21 protein-coding genes are annotated in these 20,438 nt (G+C 67.3%); 10 read left to right on the forward strand and 11 right to left on the reverse strand.

Annotation, left to right across the window (positions count from 1 at the left end):
- Positions 1-31: 31 nt before the first annotated feature.
- Complete coding sequence (locus E7773_RS08855; RefSeq protein ID WP_293990296.1) at positions 32-697, reverse strand: uroporphyrinogen-III synthase; 666 nt, start codon at positions 695-697, stop codon at positions 32-34.
- Between E7773_RS08855 and tsaD the strand changes: the two genes are divergently transcribed.
- Positions 696-1,778 carry a tRNA (adenosine(37)-N6)-threonylcarbamoyltransferase complex transferase subunit TsaD gene (tsaD, locus tag E7773_RS08860; RefSeq protein ID WP_293990297.1) on the forward strand — a complete coding sequence of 361 codons (1,083 nt, stop codon included), beginning with the start codon at positions 696-698 and terminating at the stop codon, positions 1,776-1,778. The two genes, E7773_RS08855 and tsaD, sit on opposite strands and share 2 nt — an antisense overlap.
- Positions 1,775-2,752, forward strand: coding sequence for an NAD(P)H-dependent glycerol-3-phosphate dehydrogenase (locus E7773_RS08865; RefSeq protein WP_293990298.1), 978 nt, complete (start codon positions 1,775-1,777; stop codon positions 2,750-2,752). The genes tsaD and E7773_RS08865 overlap by 4 nt, the downstream gene beginning before the upstream one ends.
- On the opposite strand, the gene E7773_RS08870 is transcribed toward E7773_RS08865, so the two are convergent.
- From E7773_RS08870 to E7773_RS08905, 8 genes are all read right to left on the reverse strand, one after another.
- The gene (locus E7773_RS08870; protein ID WP_293990299.1) at positions 2,749-3,480 is read right to left on the reverse strand and encodes a methyltransferase domain-containing protein; all 732 of its coding nucleotides are present in this window, start codon (positions 3,478-3,480) and stop codon (positions 2,749-2,751) included. The two genes, E7773_RS08865 and E7773_RS08870, sit on opposite strands and share 4 nt — an antisense overlap.
- On the reverse strand, positions 3,480-4,235 hold the full coding sequence (locus E7773_RS08875) for a methyltransferase (protein ID WP_293990300.1): 756 nt from the start codon (positions 4,233-4,235) through the stop codon (positions 3,480-3,482). Before E7773_RS08875 ends, E7773_RS08870 begins: the two co-directional genes overlap by 1 nt.
- Positions 4,232-4,975: a methyltransferase gene (locus E7773_RS08880; protein ID WP_293990301.1), complete on the reverse strand. Its 744-nt coding sequence runs from the start codon at positions 4,973-4,975 to the stop codon at positions 4,232-4,234. Before E7773_RS08880 ends, E7773_RS08875 begins: the two co-directional genes overlap by 4 nt.
- A 403-nt stretch (positions 4,976-5,378) precedes the next feature.
- Complete coding sequence (gene gyrB, locus E7773_RS08885; RefSeq protein ID WP_293990302.1) at positions 5,379-7,865, reverse strand: DNA topoisomerase (ATP-hydrolyzing) subunit B; 2,487 nt, start codon at positions 7,863-7,865, stop codon at positions 5,379-5,381.
- Between the two features lie 49 nt (positions 7,866-7,914).
- Positions 7,915-8,976 (reverse strand): DNA replication/repair protein RecF, encoded by a 1,062-nt coding sequence (gene recF / locus E7773_RS08890; protein WP_293990303.1) that lies wholly within the window; start codon positions 8,974-8,976, stop codon positions 7,915-7,917.
- Positions 8,977-9,002: 26 nt separating this feature from the next.
- On the reverse strand, positions 9,003-9,794 hold the full coding sequence (locus tag E7773_RS08895; protein ID WP_293990304.1) for a Coq4 family protein: 792 nt from the start codon (positions 9,792-9,794) through the stop codon (positions 9,003-9,005).
- A 205-nt stretch (positions 9,795-9,999) separates the two neighbouring features.
- On the reverse strand, positions 10,000-11,112 hold the full coding sequence (dnaN, locus tag E7773_RS08900; RefSeq protein ID WP_293990305.1) for a DNA polymerase III subunit beta: 1,113 nt from the start codon (positions 11,110-11,112) through the stop codon (positions 10,000-10,002).
- Between the two features lie 151 nt (positions 11,113-11,263).
- Entirely contained in the window at positions 11,264-11,923 is a 660-nt protein-coding gene (locus E7773_RS08905) for an outer membrane beta-barrel protein (RefSeq protein ID WP_293990306.1), read from the reverse strand.
- 138 nt (positions 11,924-12,061) lie between these two features.
- On the opposite strand from E7773_RS08905, the gene E7773_RS08910 reads away from it, so the two are divergent.
- The 4 genes from E7773_RS08910 to rlmN all read left to right on the forward strand — a co-directional run bounded on the left by E7773_RS08910 (position 12,062) and on the right by rlmN (position 14,989).
- Complete coding sequence (locus E7773_RS08910; RefSeq protein WP_293990307.1) at positions 12,062-12,700, forward strand: histidine phosphatase family protein; 639 nt, start codon at positions 12,062-12,064, stop codon at positions 12,698-12,700.
- Positions 12,701-12,708: 8 nt separating this feature from the next.
- Positions 12,709-13,149, forward strand: coding sequence for a hypothetical protein (locus E7773_RS08915; protein ID WP_293990779.1), 441 nt, complete (start codon positions 12,709-12,711; stop codon positions 13,147-13,149).
- A gap of 58 nt (positions 13,150-13,207) precedes the next feature.
- Positions 13,208-13,720, forward strand: a complete 513-nt coding sequence (locus E7773_RS08920; protein ID WP_293990308.1) for a hypothetical protein — start codon at positions 13,208-13,210, stop codon at positions 13,718-13,720.
- Positions 13,721-13,804: 84 nt separating this feature from the next.
- Positions 13,805-14,989: a 23S rRNA (adenine(2503)-C(2))-methyltransferase RlmN gene (rlmN, locus tag E7773_RS08925; RefSeq protein ID WP_293990309.1), complete on the forward strand. Its 1,185-nt coding sequence runs from the start codon at positions 13,805-13,807 to the stop codon at positions 14,987-14,989.
- A gap of 3 nt (positions 14,990-14,992) precedes the next feature.
- On the opposite strand, the gene E7773_RS08930 is transcribed toward rlmN, so the two are convergent.
- Positions 14,993-16,318, reverse strand: a complete 1,326-nt coding sequence (locus E7773_RS08930; protein WP_293990310.1) for a family 1 glycosylhydrolase — start codon at positions 16,316-16,318, stop codon at positions 14,993-14,995.
- A 105-nt stretch (positions 16,319-16,423) separates the two neighbouring features.
- On the opposite strand from E7773_RS08930, the gene E7773_RS08935 reads away from it, so the two are divergent.
- From E7773_RS08935 to E7773_RS08950, 4 genes are read left to right on the forward strand one after another with little or no spacing between them, the layout of a single operon-like run.
- Entirely contained in the window at positions 16,424-17,182 is a 759-nt protein-coding gene (locus E7773_RS08935) for a sulfite exporter TauE/SafE family protein (RefSeq protein ID WP_293990311.1), read from the forward strand.
- A 19-nt stretch (positions 17,183-17,201) separates the two neighbouring features.
- On the forward strand, positions 17,202-17,960 hold the full coding sequence (locus E7773_RS08940) for a cytochrome b/b6 domain-containing protein (protein WP_293990312.1): 759 nt from the start codon (positions 17,202-17,204) through the stop codon (positions 17,958-17,960).
- A complete protein-coding gene (locus tag E7773_RS08945; protein WP_293990313.1) occupies positions 17,957-18,715 on the forward strand; it encodes a molybdopterin-dependent oxidoreductase in 759 nt (252 codons plus the stop codon). Before E7773_RS08940 ends, E7773_RS08945 begins: the two co-directional genes overlap by 4 nt.
- A 56-nt stretch (positions 18,716-18,771) precedes the next feature.
- On the forward strand, positions 18,772-20,007 hold the full coding sequence (locus tag E7773_RS08950; protein ID WP_293990314.1) for a cyclopropane-fatty-acyl-phospholipid synthase family protein: 1,236 nt from the start codon (positions 18,772-18,774) through the stop codon (positions 20,005-20,007).
- Here the strand turns inward: E7773_RS08950 and E7773_RS08955 are convergent.
- Entirely contained in the window at positions 20,004-20,318 is a 315-nt protein-coding gene (locus E7773_RS08955; protein WP_363130147.1) for a DUF1801 domain-containing protein, read from the reverse strand. The two genes, E7773_RS08950 and E7773_RS08955, sit on opposite strands and share 4 nt — an antisense overlap.
- Between the last annotated feature and the right edge of the window lie 120 nt (positions 20,319-20,438).

Here is a 20,438-nt window from a genome sequence, read left to right on the forward strand (position 1 = left end):
CCGGCCCTTATCCGCGCGGGGCTCGGCAGGGTCAATCGGCGAGGCGGCGCGCGAGCGCGACGAGCGCGTCGTCGTCGGGAGCGGAGGCCGCGGCGACCCGTGCCCAGCCCGGCCCGGCGGCCTCGGCGACCGCTCGGCTGATCGTGGCGAGGCGGATCGTGGCGCGGCGATGCGCGGCCAGCTCGCCCAGCCGCTCCGCCGCACGCGCCGAATGGAGCAGCGCGACCGCGCCTGCGAGCTCTTCGATCACGGCGGTATCGATCGGCAGCGGATCGCTGGCATAGACCGCGACCGCGGCGGCGATCACGCCGCCAACCTGCAAGCGCCGCTCGCGGCCGGCGAGCAACAGCGCGCGCGAGAAACCGCGCGCCGCCAGGGTCGCGGCCAGGTCCGCGCCATCGCCGTCGCCGGTTCCGTCGACCGACAGCCCGCGCGCTTCGGCGGCGGCAGCGGTTGCGGGGCCGACCGCGAACACGGGGAGCCCCTTGAGCGCCTCCAGCCCCGGCCCGGCGAGCCGCGGCGCGTTCGCGCTGGTCAGCACGAGCGCGTCGAACGCGCGTGGGTCGGGCGCCGTCCAGTCCAGTGCGTGCGTTTCGAACAGCGGTAAACGGATCGCGGCCAGCCCCGCCGCCTCGACCCGCGCGGCGGTTGCCGCGTTCCCCGGCTCGGGCCGCAACACCGCGACGGCTCGCGTCATGACGTCATCGCCCGCATGGCTTGTGCTACCGGGCAAGGCGCGTAGAGGAAAGAGCGTGTTGATATTGGGCCTCGAATCCTCGTGCGACGAGACCGCGGCGGCGCTGGTCACCGGCGACCGGCGTATCCTGGCGCACAAGCTGGCGGGGCAGGAAGCGGCGCACGCGCCCTATGGCGGGGTGGTGCCGGAGATTGCCGCGCGCGCGCACGTCGAGGTGCTCGAGCCGCTGGTCGCCGCGTCATTGGAGGAAGCGGGGGTGACGTTGGCCGACGTCGACGCCATCGCCGCGACCGCCGGGCCGGGGCTGATCGGCGGGGTGATGGTCGGGCTGGTCACCGGCAAGGCGCTGGCGCATGCGGCGGGCAAGCCGCTGGTCGCGGTCAATCATCTCGAAGGCCATGCGCTCAGCCCGCGGCTGGCCGATCCCGACCTGCACTTTCCCTATCTGCTGCTGCTGGTGTCGGGCGGGCATTGCCAGTTGCTGCTGGTCGAGGGCGTCGACCGCTATCGCCGCCTCGCGACGACGATCGACGACGCGGCGGGCGAGGCTTTCGACAAGACGGCCAAGATACTGGGCTTCGGTTTCCCTGGCGGCCCGGCAGTGGAGCGTGCAGCGGCAGCGGGCCAGCCGATCGTCCCGCTCCCGCGCCCGCTGCTCGGATCGCCCGAACCGCATTTCTCGTTCGCGGGCCTGAAAAGCGCGGTGCTCCGAGCGCACGAAGCCGGGACATGGTCGAAAGAGGATATTGCCGCCAGCTTCCAGCAAGCGGCGGTCGACTGCCTGGTCGACCGCACGCGGCGGCAATTGGGTGAGGTCGAGGCGACCGCGCTCGTCGTTGCCGGCGGAGTTGCCGCCAACACGGCGGTGCGGTCGGCGCTGGAGGCGCTGGCGGGCGACTACCACCTCCCGTTCAGCGTCCCGCCGCAATGGTTGTGCACCGATAACGCCGCGATGATCGCCTGGGCAGGCGCCGAGCGCTTCGCCGCGGGGCTGACCGACCCGCTCGACGTCGCCGCGCGCCCGCGCTGGCCGCTCGACCCGGATGCCGAAAAGGTGCGCGGCGCGGGGGTGAAGGCATGAGGATCGGTGTGATCGGTGGCGGCGCCTGGGGCACCGCGCTGGCGCAAGTCGCAGCGCAGGACGGCGCGCCGGTCACGCTTTGGGCGCGCGAGGCGGAAGTGGTCGCCTCGATCAACGAGCGCCACATCAACGATTTGTTCCTGTCGAGCGTCCCGCTGTCGCCGACCATCGTCGCAACCGACGATATCGATGTGCTCCGCGACGCCGACGCGGTGCTGGTGGTGGCACCGGCGCAGCATGTCCGGTCGGTGCTGGCGAACGTCGATTTCGGCGGCACGCCGCTGGTGCTGTGCGCCAAGGGGATCGAGGCGGGGACTCGGTTGCTGGTCGGCGAGATCGCGCGCGAGGTGCAGCCCGGCTCGCCGATCGCGGTGCTGTCGGGGCCGACATTCGCGCACGAGGTCGCGGCGGGACTGCCGACCGCGGTGACGCTGGCGTGCGAGGATGCCACGCTGGGCGCTAGACTCGCCGAGCGGATCGCGGCGCCGACGTTCCGAACCTATGCCTCGGACGACGTGATCGGCGCGGAGATCGGCGGCGCGGTGAAGAATGTGCTCGCGATCGGTAGCGGCGTGGTCGAGGGCGCACGGTTGGGGCAGAACGCACGCGCGGCGCTAATCGCGCGTGGGTTCGCGGAGATGACTCGGTTTGGGCTGGCGCGCGGCGCACGGGCAGAGACGATGGCGGGGCTGTCGGGGCTCGGCGACCTCGTCCTCACCTGTTCGTCGACCAGCAGCCGCAATTTCTCGCTCGGGCTCGGACTGGGCGAAGGCCGTTCGGCGCGTGACTTGCTCGCGGACCGCCGCACCGTCGCCGAGGGCGCGTTCACCGCGCCGGTGCTGCGCGAAGCCGCGGCCGAAGCGGGCGTCGCCATGCCGGTGTGCGACGCGGTGTGCACGCTGCTCGGCGGCGCGCCGGTGGCCGACGTGATCGGCGCGTTGCTCGCCCGGCCGTTGCGCGAGGAGCGCGGTTAGCCGGGCTTGCGGAACTTGTAGATGAACTGATCGGTCCGACCCCGGATCGATTTGTCGAAGACCGCCTTCGTGTGATCGTCGCCCGGATTGGCGAGTAATTTCGATTCGCCGAGGAAGGTGAACCCCGCCGCCTCGACCTGTTTCCTGACGATCGCGGGATCGATGCGGTGGAGCGTGTCGGTGTCGCGCATCCCCGATCCGGGGGCCGCCGCATGGTCGATGATCAACAATACACCGCCCGGCTTCAGCGCCGCGAAGGCCAATTTGTCGAACACCGCCGGGTCGAGCGAGCCCATGAACTTGTCGGGATAATCGTGGTAATTCTGCGAGGTGAAGACCAGGTCGACCAGCTCGTCCGCCTTCAATTCGGTCGCCGGCTGGATGCTCGCGCTGACGTTCGCGAAATTGGGGTTCTTGGTCAGCGCGGCGTAGTTCCTGACGTCGGTCGCCGCTTCCTGCGCATATTGCTTGGCCCAGATGCCGTAGACATGGCCGGTCGGTCCGACGATCCGCGCGAAGGTCCGCGTCCAGTATCCGCCGCCCGGGATCAGGTCGATCACCTTGTCCCCCGCCTTCAGCCCGGCGAACGCGGCGATCTCCGGGCCGTGGCGGCGCGCATCGGTGGCGGTGTCGCGCGCCAGCGTCGTGTCGGGCGCGGCGGTGGGCGCCTTGCTCCCCGAGCAGGCGGCGGTCGCGGCGATCAACGCCAGCGCGGCGATGCGCTTCACTAGAGCGGCTTCCGGAATTTGTAGACGAACTGGTCGGTATGCCCGCGGATTTCGGGTTTGAACACATTCAGCATGTGGTCGTCCTTCGGATTGGCGAGCAAGGTCGATTCACCGACGAAGCGGAAGCCGGCGGCTGTCACTTGCTTCTTCACCAGCGCGGGGTCGATCCGGTGCAGCTTCTCGGTCGCATCGGTGCCGGTACCGGGCAGCGCGACATGGTCGATGACGATGAAATAGCCACCGGGTTTGAGCGCGTCGAAGAAACGCTTATCGAGCACCGCCGGATCGACCGGGCCCATGAACTTGTCGAGATAATCGTGATAGTTCTGCGACGTAAAGATGATGTCCGCCGGTTCGGGCGTCGCGAAACCGTCGGCTGGCTGCTCGAGCGACACGACATTGGGCCAGGTCTTGCCCGCGGCGGCGAGGTATTTGGTCTCGTCGTCCTTGGTAAATTGGAGCAACGGCGCCACCCAAACGCCATAAACCTTGCCGCGGGGTCCCACCGCACCGGCAAACAAGCGAGTCCAATAAGCGCTGTTGGGCTGTAGGTCGACGACCTTGTCGCCCGGCTTGACCCCGGCAAAAGCGAGAATCTCCGGCCCGTGGCGCCGCGCATCGTCGACCGCCTGGTCGGCGCGTGCAGGATCGGCGGCGGCCTTTGCAATGTTGGCCGGCAGGCGGGTCGCCGCGGCGAGCCATGTCCCGCTGGTAGCGGTCGCGGCGAGTAACGCCGCAGCGAGGATCAGCTTCATTTGAGCGGTTTCCGGAATTTGTAGACGAACTGGTCGGTCGTGCCGCGGATCGCGGGATCGAACACCTTGAGGCTGTGGTCGTCTTTGGGGTTGGCCAGCACGGTCGATTCGCCGACCCATTGGAACCCCGCCGCCAGCACCTGCTTCTTGACGATCGCGGGATCGATCCGGTGCAGCGTCTTGGTATCGGCAAGGCCACTGCCGGCGGGGGCCACGTGATCGACGATCAAATAGATGCCGCCCGGCTTCAGCGCGTCGAACACCGCCTTGTTAAACGCGACATAGCCAGCTTCGCCCGCGAAATTGTTGAGGTCGTGATAGTTCTGGACGGTCCAGAACAGATCGACCGGCTTGGCGACCGTCGGTAGGTTGGTGGCCTGACCTTCAGCGGTGACATTGGCGAGATGGCGCGCGGTGAGCGCGTCGATATCGCCTTGGTACGACTTGATCGCGACGTTCGGCCACAGCGCATAGACGTGCCCCGACGGTCCGACGACACCGGTGAAGATGCGCGTCCAATATCCCTTGCCGGGCAGGAAATCGACGACGGTCTGGCCGGGTTTCACCCCGGCGAAGGCCATCACCTCCGCCGCGTGGCGACGCGCGTCGTCGCTGGTCTGGTCGGCGCGCGCGGGATCGGCCAGCGCCTTGGTGATCGCGGGCGACACCGCCTGCTTGGCAGTGATCGCGGCCGGAACCGCCAACGCGGCACTCGCCGCCAATATCATGGTCAACCGCATCGCCGCTCTCCTTCGTTGCCCTTATGAAACAAAAGCGCGGAGCGGCAAAGCACAGCGATGCGCGCTAAGTTCACAAAGTTGACACTCGGACGGCGGTTTGGGGGAGTTGCGCCGGGTTTGCCTCCCGGATGCGCCGGGGGACGCGACACCGGCGCGACGATCTTGCGCCATCCGCGCGGCAGGGATGAGCCCGTCGAGCTACCCCGCCGCCATCGCGAAGCGACAGGGCTCGCTGGGGTTGCTGCTCATCGATCAACGTAGATCAGAGGAATTCCTACATTGGTAGGAATTTCCGTCGCGGTGGCGCGGAGCGGCGAAGCCGCTCCGTCGGACGTGGCTGCGCCACGCAGGCCGCGCTCGCCGGCGGGGCGCGGATTAGCGGGCGCTAATCCGCTCCGGCGAGCTAGACGTCCAGATTGGCGACGCTCAGCGCATTCTCCTGGATGAAATCGCGCCGCGGCTCGACCACGTCGCCCATTAGCCGCGTGAAGATGTCGTCGGCCATATCGGCCTGTTCGACGTGCACGCGCAGCATCGAGCGGTTGGTCGGGTCGAGCGTGGTTTCCCACAATTGCTCGGCGTTCATCTCGCCCAGCCCCTTGTAGCGCTGGATCGACAACCCCTTGCGCCCCGCCGCGAGCACCGCGTCGAGCAATTGCGACGGCCGCGCGATCAGCGATTCGCCCTTGCCGACCACGACGGGCAGATCATCGTCATCCTCGGCCGGACCCTCGGCCTCTTCGACCGCCGGCGCCGATTTGGACGGGACCAGCTTCGCCGCATTGGCGTAGCTCGCCGCCTGTTCGACCGCGAGCGCGTGGAGCTTGCGCCCCTCCGCCGACAACAGGAACGCCGCTTCGATGATGTGATGGTCGGTCACCCCGCGCCACCAGCGCTCGAAATGGATCCCGCCATCCTCGGTCAACCGCGCGGTCCAGCGCGCCTCGGGGTCGCCCTGGTCGAGCCGCTCGGTCGCCGCCGCCAGATGCGCCTGGCGCTCGGCGGCGGGCGCCTTGGGGTCGAGCGCGCCGGTCATCGCCAGCGCCTCGATGATCACCGGGTCGTAGCGCCGCGGGACGTAGCGCATCAGCGTGCGCATCCGCCGCGCATGCTCGACCAGATCGCGCAGGTCGGTGCCCGACCGCGCGCCGGCGGGGCTTTCGAGCATCGTCGCGGCGACGCCGTTCTCGACCAGATAATCGTCGAGTGCGGCATCGTCCTTGAGGTACACTTCGCTCCGCCCGCGCGTCGCCTTGTACAGCGGCGGCTGCGCGATGAAGAGGTGCCCCGCCTCGATGATTTCGGGCATCTGGCGGTAGAAGAAGGTCAGCAGCAGCGTGCGGATATGCGCGCCGTCGACATCGGCGTCGGTCATGATGACGATCTTGTGGTAGCGCAGTTTTTCGAGGTTGAAGTCGTCGCGGCCGATCCCCGTCCCCATCGCCTGAATGAGCGTCCCGATCTCGCGCGACCCCAGCATGCGGTCGAACCGCGCGCGCTCGACGTTCAGGATCTTGCCGCGCAACGGCAGGATCGCCTGGTAATGCCGGTCGCGGCCCTGCTTGGCCGATCCGCCCGCCGAATCGCCCTCGACTAGGAACAGTTCGGACTTGGCCGGGTCCTTTTCCTGGCAGTCGGCGAGCTTGCCGGGGAGACTGGAGATGCCGAGCACCGACTTGCGGCTCGCCTCGCGTGCCTTGCGCGCCGCCTCACGCGCCGCGGCGGCGTCGATGATCTTCTGGACGATCTGCCGCGCGTTTTGCGGGTTCTCTTCCAGCCAGTCGCTCATCTTGTCGGCGAGCAGGCTTTCGAGCGGCTGGCGGACTTCGGAACTGACGAGCTTGTCCTTGGTCTGCGAGCTGAACTTGGGATCGGGCAGCTTGACCGAGACGATCGCCGTCAGCCCTTCGCGCATGTCGTCGCCGGTCAGCCCGACCTTTTCCTTCTTCAGCAGCCCCGATTTCTCGGCGTAATTATTGACCGTGCGCGTCAGCGCCGACCGGAACGCGGCGAGGTGCGTGCCGCCGTCGCGCTGCGGGATGTTGTTGGTGAAGCAGAGCACGTTTTCGTAGTACGAATCGTTCCATTCGAGCGCGACGTCGATGCCGATATCGTCGCGCTGGCCGTTAATCGCGATCGGCTCCGGGAACAGCGGCGTCTTGGTGCGGTCGAGCCACTTCACGAACGCCGCGATCCCGCCCTCATAATAGAGCTCGACCGTGCGCGGCTCTTCGTGGCGCGCGTCGGTCAGGTATAGCCGCACGCCCGAATTGAGGAAGGCGAGTTCGCGGTAGCGGTGCTCGAGCTTCTCGAAATCGAACTCGGTGATCTTGAACGTCGCGGGGCTGGGCAGGAAGGTGACGCGCGTCCCCTTTTTCCCTTCCGCCTTGCCGACGACCTTGAGCGGGGCGACCGCATCGCCATGGGCGAAGCGCATGTAATGCTCCTCGCCGTCGCGCCAGATCGTCAGGTCGAGCCATTCGCTGAGCGCGTTGACCACCGATACGCCGACGCCGTGCAGCCCGCCCGACACCTTGTACGCATTGTCGTCGCTGGTGTTCTCGAACTTTCCCCCGGCGTGGAGCTGAGTCATGATGACCTCGGCCGCCGACACGCCTTCCTCGGCGTGGATCCCGGTCGGAATCCCGCGCCCGTTGTCAGTGACGCTGACCGACCCGTCGGGGTTGAGCTGGATGTCGATCCGGTCGCAATGCCCGGCCAGCGCCTCGTCGATCGCATTGTCCGACACCTCGAACACCATGTGGTGGAGGCCCGACCCGTCGTCGGTGTCGCCGATATACATGCCGGGGCGTTTGCGGACGGCGTCGAGCCCTTTCAGGACCTTGATCGAGTCAGCGCCGTAATCGTTGGTATTCGCGTCTTCTGCCATGCCCAGCATATAGGCATGGGGGGCACGAAACGGAAGCGAAATGGGCGCGTCATCCGGTGATCTTCCCTTCGCTGACCGCTAGCCACGTCGCGTCCGCGATTCCGTCGAACGGCGCGCGTTCGGTGCCCGTCATCCACACCTGCCCACCCGTCGCGGCGAGACGGTCGAATAGCGCCGAACGGCGCACCGGATCGAGATGCGCGGCGACCTCGTCGAGTAGCAGCACCGGCGCACGTCCGGTGCGCTCGGCGACCAATTCGGCATGCGCGAGGACGAGCCCCAGCAGCAACGCCTTTTGCTCGCCGGTCGAGCAGAGCGCAGCGGGCTGATCCTTGTCGAGGTGCGTGACGGCCAAATCGGTGCGGTGCGGGCCAGCCAGTGTCCGCCCAGCGGCGGCGTCGCGGCGGCGGCCTTGCGCCAGATCGGTCGCAAGCGTCGCCGCCCCATCCCACCCTTCCAGCGCCAGTCCAGCTCGCGCGAACGGCCCCGCGGGCTGATCGGCCAGCCGCTCCGCCAGCATCGCGACGGTCTCGCGCCGGCCGGCGTCGATCGCGGCGCCATGCTCAGCCATTTGCGTCTCGAGCGCGGTCAGCCACGTGGCGTCGGGTGTCCCCTCATCCGCCAGCAATCGGTTGCGCGCGCGCATCGCGGCCTCGTAGCGGTTGGCATGCCCGGCATGATCGGGGCGGAGCGCCAGCGTCAGCCGGTCGAGGAAGCGCCGCCGCTCGCCCGCGGGCTCGACGAACAGCCTATCCATCGCCGGGGTCAGCCACAGCACGGTCAGCCATTCGGCGAGCGCGGTCGCGGCGGCGGGCGCGCCGTTGACCCGGACGATGCGGCGATCGGGCGCGGCCGGTTGCGTGCCTGTACCGATTTCGCTGTCGCCGTCGAGCGTCGCCGCGACCCCGAACCCGCCGGGGCCGCCCTGCCGCGACATGTCGGACAAGGCCGCGCGCCGCAGCCCCCGCCCCGGCGCGAGCAGCGACACGGCTTCCAGCACATTGGTCTTCCCCGCGCCGTTGTCGCCGGTCAGCACGACAAAGCCGCGCCCCGGATGGAGCACGGCTTCGTCATAGTTGCGAAAGTTCGTGAGGACGAGGCGCGACAGCATCGCGCCTGTCCCTAGCGGAGTTGATCCTACGCCGCGAGCTTCTCGGGCTCGGCGGTCACGGCGGGCTTCGGCGCGCTCATGTACGACGCCAGACCGCCCAGCTCGCGCTGCGCCTTGAGGTACGCGACTGGCTCGCCCAGGTTGAGCCGCTGGCGCGCCTGGTCGAGCGGTTCGTGCAGCAGCTGCTCGTAATGCTCGCCCGAAATCCACTTGGCCTTGCGCCCGCGCTTGTACCCTTCCCACACCGCCTTGATGAACAGGTTGCCGCCCGTGACCTTGCGGCTCTTGAGCGCGGCTGCGGCAGCGATGAACGCCCAGCCGAGCCCGCCAACCTGCGCGTAGCTGAACGCGACCAGCGCCGCTTCGCCCAGGCTCTCGTCGGCCTTGTACCCGGTCAGCACGTGCCAGATGTCGTGCGTGTCGCGTACCCGCCGCCCGAACCAGGCATAGGGATGGAGCATCATCTCTTCCTGGTTGATATTCGACACCTCGGCGAGGCCGTCTGCCGAATAGCCGGTCGATTCGAGGAAGTGGTTGTAAGCCGCGCCGACCGTGCCGGGCGCGAATTGCTTGGCATAGCCCGGCTGCGAGAAAATCTCGGCGAGCTCGTGGCGCTCGTACGCCATCCGGCCGCCCTCGGCGGTCGCGATGAACCTGGCGTAGTTCATCGGCGCGTTGCCCACGTTCAAGGCCCGCATGATGCGAAACACCTGCGTCGTGTCGTCGCCGTTCGCGAGCAGCTTGCGAATCGCGTCGAACGCGGTTTTCCAGTCGCGGCGCCCGGTCATGCCAGGGAACGGGGGAAGCTTTGCGGCCATCGGTCTGATTCCTTACTGACAATGATGTTAGTAAGAGATTTGGGCGCGCGTGTCAAGCTGTCGAAAATCGAGGGTAGATAGGCGTTTAGCGATGAGAGGTGACGCGGAAGTAAATTCCGCGTCGTCGGCCGCGGCTAGTGCCGCGCCGGCCGGTCTTTCGCGTGCGCGTTGCGCACCGGCGACCAAGCGCGCTTGTTCGCCTCGCTCAGACTCGCATCGGCATCAGCACGTAGAGCGCGGGCGACTTGTCGTTTTCGCGGATCAGCGTCGGGGCGCTGGCGTCGGCCAGATGCACCTCGACCGAATCGCCCTCGATCTGGCCGAGAATGTCGAGCAGGTAGCGGCTGTTGAAGCCGATCTCGAACCCGGTCGCGGCATAGTCGCCGGGGACTTCTTCCGCCGCGGTGCCGTTTTCCGGGCTGGTCACCGACAACGTGATCTTGTCGCGGTCGAGCGCCATCTTCACCGCGCGGGTCTTTTCGGTGGCGATCGTCGAGACTCGGTCGACGCCTTCCTCGAAGCTGCGCGGGTCGATCTTGAGGATCTTGTCGTTGCCGGTCGGAATGACGCGGCTGTAGTCGGGGAAGGTCCCGTCGATCAGCTTCGAGGTGAGCAGCGCCTGTCCCATATCGAAGCGGATCTTGGACGCCGACAGCGACACGCCGACCGACCCGTCGATTTCGTCGAGCAGCTTGCGCAGTTCGGCGACGCATTTGCGCGGGATAATGATGTCGGGCATCCCCTCGGCGCCGTCGGGGCGCGGCAAAGTGACGCGGGCGAGGCGGTGGCCGTCGGTCGCCGCGGCCTTGAGCACCGGCTGGCCGTCGTCGGCGACGTGCCAGAAGATGCCGTTGAGGTAATAGCGCGTTTCCTCGGTCGAGATCGCGAAGCGAGTCTTGTCGATGATCTGCTTGAGCGTCTCGGCGGGGAGCTCGAACTGCGTCGGCAATTCGCCCTCGGCGATCACCGGGAAATCGTCGCGCGGCAGCGTGCCGAGCTGGAATCGCGCGCGGCCCGCGACGATCGTCATCTTGCCCTCGGCCGCCGACAGCGACACCTGGCTGCCCTCGGGCAGCTTGCGGGCGATGTCGAACAAAGTGTGCGCCGACACGGTGGTCGCGCCCGGCGTCTCGACCGTGGCGGCGACGCTTTCGTTGATCTGCAGGTCGAGATCGGTCGCCATCAGCTTGAGCTGGCCGTCGGCGGTCGCGTCGATCAGCACGTTCGACAGGATCGGGATCGTGTTGCGGCGCTCGACCACCGACTGGACATGGCTCAGCCCCTTGAGGAGCGTTGCACGTTCGATCGTCGCCTTCATGTCCTAACCCCCAGGGCCGGCGCCCATTTACGTCCCGCCAGACATGAGAGAATCCGGGGGCGATTAGCCGTCTCCTTTCCTTAACGAGAAAAGGGGCCGGAGCAAGCGCTCCGACCCCGGTTTCCCACAGCTTTCGCCGCGATGTAGCGGGTTAGAAACGAATACCCAGCCCGGCGACGATCTGGTGCCGGTCGGTGTCGACCGAAAAGTTGTTGGTGTTGGCGCCGTTGGGATATTCGAGCCGCGCCTTGTCGTAGTTCGAATAGCGGTATTCGAGCTTCGCATAGGCCTTGCCGCCGAGCGACTGTTCGAGTCCCGCGCCGGCGCGCCAGCCGTCAAGGTTGAAGTGCTGGCCGGTCTCGGTCGTGCCGTTCGACGCGACCAGGTCGAGGCGCTGGTTGCTGTAGCCGCCCTTGGCGTAGAGCAGGGTGCGCGGCGCCACCGCATAGCCGACGCGGACGCCGGCGTAGAGGTCGCGGCCCGCCTTCATCCGGCCGTAACCGAGCGCGCCGGCGGCGGACGGGTTGTTGGTCACCTTGGCGGTCGACCCGGTCACTTCGCCCTCGGCGCCGAACACCCAGCGCCCGCTCTGGACGTCATAGCCCAGATCGCCGCCATAGGTCAGGCCGCTCGCGGAGTTGCTGTCGTCGATGTTCGAATTGGGCACCTGGCCGGGCTGCATCCGGTCATAGCCGAGGATGACGCCGGCGCGCGGCCCGTCGAACGTTTTGTCGGGCGCGTCCTGCGCGAAGGCTGGGGTGGCGAGGGCCAGCGTGGTGAGACTGGCGGCGGCGAGAACGATAGTACGCATAATCAACTCCATGATCGCCCACCCGGGATCGTCGAGTGGGAGCCGCCAAGCGCACAGGGGTCGGCGGAGGTTGCATGAACCCCAGATAAACGCGGAAATCCGTTGCTTTCGCGCCACAGGGGGTTGAAACGAGCGATCATGCGAACCAGGCGGCGAGGCCGCGATTTCATCGCCCGTCATGGCGAAACGGTGTTCAACGCGGCGGGCCGTTTGCAGGGCGAGGCCGCGCACACGCCGCTGACTCGCGCGGGGTTCGCGCAGGCGGACGAGATGGGCGAAGCGCTGCGTCACGCGCTGGGCGACAAGCCGGCGCTGACGTTGTGGGCCTCCCCTACGGGCCGCGCGCTCCAGACGCTCGCGGTGATGGCGGAGCATGTCGGGCTCGACTGGCACCAGGCGAAGACCGATCCGCGGCTGGTCGAAATCGGCATGGGGAGTTGGGGCGGGCGCTATTACGCCGACGTGATCGCCGAGGTCGGCGACGTGGTCGACCGGCCGAGCGGCTTGTTGCTGTCGGCCCCGGACGGCGAGCTGTATCACCAGATCGCCGAGCGTGTGTCGGGCTGGCTCGCCGATACGAATGACGATCCGGGCGACCGGCTGGTCATCATGCATGGCATCTCCAGCCGCGTGCTGCGCGGGGTGATGACCGGCGCGCCGGTGGTCGAGCGCTTCGGCGCGCCCGCGGCGGGGCATTTGCCGCAAGGGTCGCTGGTGATGATCGAGGCCGGGGTGGAGACGATCGTCCATCTCGGCGGCGGCGGGGAGGTGGTGTGAGCCTGTTGATGCTCGCCTTGCTTGCCGCGCCGCGCGACACGGTGGGCGTGTTCGGCGGCTGGGGCGCGTTCAGCGACGCCAGCCCGCGCCGCTGCTTCGCGATCGCCCAGCCGGTCGATCCCGCGCAGCGCGCCGGCTATGCCAGCATTTCCAACTGGCCCGGCCAGAACATCCGCAGCCAGCTTCACGTCCGCCTGAGCCGCCCCCGCGCCGGCAACGCGCGCGTGACGCTGTCGATCGGCGAGCGGCGGTTCGACCTTATCGCGGGCGACCAGGATGCTTGGGCGCCTGACGCGCGCACCGATACCGCGATCGTCGCGGCAATGCGCTCAGGCCGGTCGATGAGCGTCGAGGGCCTGGATCGGGGCGGCTCGCCCTTCGCAGACACCTATGCGCTGTCGGGCGCCGCCACCGCGATCGACGCCGCGGCGCTCGCCTGCCGGCGCTAGGCTTGCGGCGCGGCGCGGCGTGTGTCAGCATCCTGACACACTGCCTTGGGAGGCCGCGATGTCCCTGCTCGCCTTGCTGTTGCTTGCCGCGCAAACCACTGCCGCTGCGCCGCCGTCCGCCCCGCCCAAGGTCGATTGCACCGACGCCGATCACCGCGCGTTCGATTTCTGGGTCGGCTACTGGGACGTCTATGCCGGGACGACCAAGGTCGCGCACAGCCGGATCGAAAAGATCGTCGGCTGCGCGATCAGCGAGACGTTCGACCAGGATGTCGGCCCCGGCGGCAAGCCCGTCGACTATCACGGCCGCTCGATCAGCAGCTACGTTCCCGCGGATAAAGGCTGGCGACAGTTCTACACCGACAACGGCGGCGCGGCGGCGATGCTGACCGGCGGCATCACCGGCGGCGCGATGGTGCTGCTGTCCAGGAACGGCCCGGTCACCAACCGCATGACGGTGAAGCCCAATCCCGACGGCAGCGTTACGCAACGCGGCGAATTCTCGACCGACGAGGGCAAGACGTGGAAGCCGGGATACGAGTTCACCTACCGGAAGCACGCCGCCACCTAGAAAAGTCCGCGCTTTTCGCCTATGTGCGCCGCCATGCAGACAGCGTCGGCGGCCCCCCCGTCCCGTCAGGGACAAATCGAACCTATGCCCATCCCCGGGCACATCGATCCCGTGCCCGTCCCGCGCGCCGCGGTGCCGCGCGCCGACGGGCGGATCGACTTGCTCGGGCTGTCGAAGGACGATCTGCGGCTCGCGCTCGAAACGTCGCAGCTCGAGCCCAAACAGGCCAAGCTGCGCGCGAAACAGCTGTTCCACTGGATCTACAATCGCGGCGTCACCGACTTTTCGCTGATGACCGACATATCGAAGACGATGCAGCCGTGGCTCGCCAATCGCTTCGTGATCAGCCGGCCGGAGGTGATCGAGCAGCAGGTCTCGACCGACGGCACGCGCAAATGGCTGCTCCGCTCGCCCGACGCGCAGGATTACGAGATGGTGTTCATCCCGGACGCCGATCGCGGGACCTTGTGCGTGTCGAGCCAGGTCGGGTGCACGCTCAATTGCCGCTTCTGCCATACGGGCACGATGCGGCTGGTGCGCAACCTGACCCCGGCGGAGATCGTCGGGCAAGTGATGCTCGCGCGCGACAGCTTGGGCGAATGGCCGAGCCAGCCCGAGGGGCGGATGCTGACCAACATCGTGATGATGGGGATGGGCGAGCCGCTGTATAATTTCGACAATGTCCGCGATGCGCTTAAACTGGTGATGGACGGCGACGGCCTCGCGCTGTCGAAGCGGCGGATCACGCTGTCGACCAGCGGCGTCGTCCCGATGATGGCGCGCGCGGGCGAGGAGATCGGGGTCAACCTCGCGGTGTCGCTCCACGCGGTGACGAAGGACATCCGCGACGAGATCGTGCCCTTGAACCGCAAATACGGGATCGAGGAACTGCTCCAGGCGTGCGCCGATTATCCCGGCGCCAACAACGCACGGCGCATCACGTTCGAATATGTGATGCTCAAGGACAAGAACGACAGCGACGAGGATGCGCGCGAGCTCGTCCGGCTGATCAAGAAGTACAAGCTGCCCGCCAAGGTCAATCTGATCCCGTTCAACCCCTGGCCCGGCGCACCGTACGACACGTCGACGCCCGAGCGCGTCCGCGCCTTCTCGAACATCGTGTTCGAGGCCGGCATTTCCGCGCCGGTCCGTACCCCGCGCGGGCGCGACATCGATGCGGCGTGCGGCCAGTTGAAGACCGCGAGCGAGAAGAAGAGCCGCGCGGAGCTCGACCGGCAGGCCGAAGAGAAGCTCGCCGCTCTCGGCTAGGCGTCAGCGGTTGGCCCGGGCGATCGCGCCCAAATGAAAAGCGCTGGGTTTCGGCGTGCGTTTGAAGGTCTTCAAATCCACCGCCGTTAGCCCGAAATGGACGCCATACCCGGCACCCCATTCAAAATTGTCGAGCAGCGACCAATAGAGGTAGCTGTGGACCGGGATACCTTCGTCGATACACGCGCGCAGTCCCTGCAGCGCCTGATCGATGAACGCGATGCGGCGCGTATCGTCGTCGGTCGCGATGCCGCTTTCGGTGACGTAGATCGGCTTGCCGATCGCGGCGTGCGCCCAGCGAATCGTATTGGCGAGCGCAGGCGGATAGAATTCGTAGCCCGCCGCGGTCATTTCCGCCCCCGCCGGCGGCGCGACCGGTCCGTTCGGGCCGACCAGGATCCGCGTATAGGTCTGGATGCCGATGAAATCTGCATGGCTCCGCGCGACATCGACCCAATCGCCGTAGAGCCGATGGCGGTACTCGTCAGCGAGCGACGCCGGGCCGACCGACTGAACGTCCTGCGTCGTCAGCGTCACCCCGACCGGCAGCGCGGGTCGTGCCGCCTTGATCGCGGCATAACCCTGGCGATGCGCCTCCTGCAGCAACGGCGTCGCGATCGCCGGATCGGCATAGGCGAGCCGCGAGAAACGGGGCGAATTGGTCGCCTTCGCCGCGACCGCGAGCGAGGCCTTGGCGACCGCCATGCCCTTGGCCAGTTGCGGCATGACGTTCACGAGCAGCCCGATATTGGCTTCGTTGAACGTGGTCGCGCGGTCCATTAGCCCGCCCAGATGCTCGGCCGCCGTGCCGCAATAGCGTGCGAACAATCCCGGCGAATCCGCCATCTCGAACCCGCCGCGCATCGCGAACCAGAGCGGCGTGGTGAAATGGTTGAACGTCACCATCGGCCGCAATCCGTGCGTCCTACACGTTTCGAGTACCTTGGCGTAATGATCGAGCTCGGCGTTGGAAAAATGCCCCTCGTTGGGCTCGATCCGCGCCCATTCGATGCCGAGGCGATAGCAATTGAACCCAAGGCTCGCCGCCAGTTGGATGTCCTCGGCGTACCGGTGATAGCTGTCGCACGCGTCGCCCGACCGGTCCTTGAAGATGCTCGGCTTGAGGTTCTCCATCAGCCAGGCGTCGCTGTTGGTGTTGTTGCCCTCGCTCTGATGCGCGGAAATCGCGGTGCCCCACAGGAAGCCGGCCGGATAGCTTGCGCGCGATGCGCCGAGTGCGGGACCGGCAAGCGCGCTTGCCATGCTCGCTGCCGTCGCGCCTGCCACGACCTCGCGCCGCGACGGGCCCTTGCTCTTGATCCGCGCCATCCGGCTCCTCCCGTTGCTGCTCACTGGCTGGTGAATGAGCCTAAGATCGTACGACGGCGCACGCAATAACTCGACACTTGCCGCGCCCCGCGCGATGGGGTGCGCGTGATATCGCTGACGACTGGTTTGCTCGCCGTCGCCGCTGGCTTCGTCGGCGGCGCGATGAATGCGCTGGCGGGGGGTGGGACGTTCGCGACCTTGCCGTCGCTGCTCGCGCTCGGGCTACCGGCCAATACCGCCAATGCCACCTCGAACGTGGCGTTGCTCCCTGGCGCGGGGACGAGCGCCTGGGCGTTTCGCGACGAGTTGGCGCCGCTCAGCGGGGTGTCGATCCGGACGCTGGCGGCGATCACCTTCATCGGCGGCTTGGCGGGGAGCGTGCTGCTGGTGCTCACGCCGAGCCGCGCGTTCGATTTCATCATTCCGTGGCTGGTGCTCTACGCATTCGTCGTGCTGGCGTTCGGCAAACGCGCGGCGGCGTGGCTGCACGAGCGCGTTACGATCGGCCGCCAGACGTTGCTGACCGCGCAGATGCTGCTCGGCATCTATGGCGGCTATTTCGGCGGCGGAGTCGGGCTGATGACCACCGCGACCTACGGCCTGCTCGCCGGGCACAGCCCACGCGAATTGTTCGCGCCGCGCACGTTGATGCTCGCGGTCGCCAATCTAGCGGCGGCGATCGTGTTCGTGATCGCCGGGATGGTGCGCTGGTGGGCCTGTCTGCCGATGCTTGGCGGTGCAGTGATCGGCGGCTGGGCGGGGGCGCATGTGGGCAAGAAGCTGCCCGCATCCGCGGTGCGCATCTGGACGTTACTGGTGACGGGCGCGACCACGATCGTCTTTTTCGCGCGGGCTTACGGATAGAATGCGATAGGATCACGCGATGGACGAGTCCGAGCCGCTGCCCGATCCGCTGCTGACCGCGCCGACGACGGTCTATCGTCACACCCTCGCGACTCGCCTCTGGCACTGGGTCAACGCGGTGACGATCTTCGTGATGATCGGTAGCGGGCTGACGATTCTCAACGCGCACCCACACCTCTATTGGGGCAAATACGGCGCCAATTTCGACCGGCCGTGGCTCGACACGCCGCACTGGCCCGCGTGGCTGACGATCCCGTCGAACTACAACCTCGCGCTGGCGCGGCGTTGGCATTTGACCTTCGCGCTCGTGCTGGGGTTCGGGCTGCTGTTCTTCATGATCGCCAGTTTGCTCAACCGCCATTTCCAGCGCGACCTGCGCGTGCGCGCCAAGGAAGTCGCGCCGAAGCACCTGATCGCCGACGCGGTCGCGCACGCGAAGTTCGACTTCCACAACCACGACGACCCGGCGGCGTACAACACGCTGCAAAAGCTGTCCTATGTCATCACGATCTTCGTGCTGATCCCGCTGATGATCCTGACCGGGCTCGCGATGTCGCCGGCGATGGACGCGGCGTGGCCATGGCTGCTCGATATCTTCGGCGGACGGCAGTCGGCGCGGTCGGTACATTTCATCGCCGCGGCGGGGCTGGTCGGTTTCATCGTCATCCACCTCACGCTGGTGATCCTGGCCGGGCCGGTCGGCGAAGTGATGTCGATGATCACCGGGCGGTGGAAATTGCCCGAAGCCCCGGTCGTCGAAGCGGAGCCGGCCGAATGACGCTGATCACCAGACGCGGGTTGGTGATGGGCAGCGCGGCGGGCGCCGGGCTGCTGCTGTCGGGTTGCGACCGGCTCGGCACCCAGCCGCAATTCCGCAAGATCCTGTTCTCGGGCGACAAGATCAACCAGGGCTTGCAACGCGCGCTCAGCGAGCGCGGCGCGCTCGCCCCCGAATTCCGCCACGACCAGATGTCGCCGGTGTTCCGCGTCAACGGCACGCACGATCCCGGAACGCCCGACTATGCCGCGCATGTCGCGGCGCGCTTCGCCGACTGGCGGGTGCAGGTCGGCGGGCTGGTGACGCGCCCGCTGAGCCTGAGCGTCGCCGATCTCGGCGCGATGCCGCAGCGCGCGCAGATCACGCGGCACGATTGCGTCGAGGGGTGGAGCGCGATCGGCAAGTGGCAGGGGCCGATGCTCGGCGCCGTGCTCAAGGCGGCGGGGGTGCGCTCCACCGCCCGCTTCATCGTGTTCACCTGCGCCGACCTCTACCATGGCGCGCCGTATTACGAATCGATCGACATGGTGGATGCCTTCCACCCGCAGACGATCCTCGCCTGGGCGATGAACGACCAGCGTCTGTCGGTCGGCCACGGCGCGCCGGTGCGGCTCAGGGTCGAGCGCCAATTGGGGTACAAGCACGCCAAATATGTGATGCGAGTCGATGCGCTCGCCAGCCTCGCCGGCGTCGGGGCGGGTCAGGGCGGTTATTGGGAGGATGCGGTCGGCTACGATTGGTACGCGGGCATCTGACCGGCCGCAGGATCAACCTTTTCATCGCCTTATTCGCACGGTAGCAGCCGGGGGCCATGGCTCTGTTCGACCTTTTCCTCTCGCGCGCGATCAAGCGTGGCGAAGTGACGATCACCTATCCCGACGGCACCCAGCGGACGTTCGGGACGCCCGACGCGAGGCTCGGCCATGTCGGGCTGCGTTTTACCGACAAAGGCGCGATCCGGGCGCTGGTGCGCGATCCCGGCGTCGGCGCGGCCGAGATGTTCATGGCCGGACGGATGCTGGTCGAACGCGGCACGCTGATCGATCTGCTCGTGCTCTTCACCGACAACAATCGCTGGGAAGAAGGATCGACCGGGCTCGATTCGAACTGGTTCGGGCGGATGCTCGCGGTCGCGCGGTTCAAGCTGGGGCGGTACAATTCGATCCGCCGGTCCAAGCACAATGTCGCGCACCATTACGACATCGGCAACGCGCTCTACGACCTCTTCCTCGATGCCGACCGGCAATATAGCTGCGCCTATTTCCTCGACCCCGCCAACGAGAGCCTCGAGCAGGCGCAGGACGACAAGAAGGCGCATATCGCGGCCAAGCTCGCGATTCGGCCGGGCATGCGCGTGCTCGATATCGGCTGCGGCTGGGGCGGGATGGCGCTCTACCTTCACCAGAAGACCGGGGCGGACGTGCTCGGCGTCACGCTGTCGGAAGAGCAGATCAAGGTCGCGCGCGACCGCGCCGCGGCGGCCGGCGTCGCGGACAAGGTGAAGTTCGAGTTGATCGACTATCGCGAGGTGACCGGCACCTTCGACCGCATCGTGTCGGTCGGCATGTTCGAACATGTCGGCCGCGAGAATTACCGGACGTTTCTCAAAAAGTGCTTCGACCTGCTGCCGCAGGACGGCGTGCTGCTTCTCCACACGATCGGCCGCGCCGGTGCGCCGGGCATCACCGACAAGTTCACCGACAAATATATCTTCCCCGGCGGCTACACGCCGGCGTTGTCCGAAATCCTGACCGCGAGCGAGACGTTGCGCTGGTTCACGACCGACATCGAGCAATTGCGGCTGCATTACGCCTATACGCTCAAGCATTGGTACGACCGCGTGGTCGCCAATCGCGACGCGATCGTCGCGATGTACGACGAGCGATTCTATCGCATGTGGACGTGGTACCTCGCGTCCTTCTACGTCAGTTTCCTCAACGGCATCCTGGTCAATTATCAGATCCAGTTCGCGCGCGACCGCACCGCGTTGCCGATCACGCGCGATTACATGGCGGAGGAGGAGCGCCGGTTGCGGGCGAAGCCCTAGCCCGCCCAGGCGGCGGCGATCAGCTCGTCGAGCACGCCCACGTCCACATCGGCCAGCTTCTTGATATAGAGACAGCCCTTGCCGGTGCTGTGCTTGCCGAGCCGAGCGACGATCGCCGCGTTGCGCTCGATCCCCATGCCGTACAGCGTGAGCGCGGCCTTGCGCGGGCTGAACCCGATCTTGCAGATCTCGCCCTCGCGTCCGCTCTCGTATTTTGTAGCGGTTGACCCCGAACCCGACGATCGACGGGCCCCACATCGTCGCGGGCTCGCCGGTGATCCGCGCCATGGCGGCGCACAACGCCTGGGCATCGGCGCGGCGGTTCTCGTCGACGTCGGCAAGATAGTCGTCGACGCTGAGCGCGGTCGCCTTGGTCTTGTTCTCGGCCATATTCCCTCTCCCGGACCGACTCGGTTGCGAAGTGCCCCCCG

Origin of the sequence: Sphingomonas sp. (assembly GCF_004799495.1) — a bacterium.
Lineage (GTDB): Bacteria > Pseudomonadota > Alphaproteobacteria > Sphingomonadales > Sphingomonadaceae > Sphingomonas.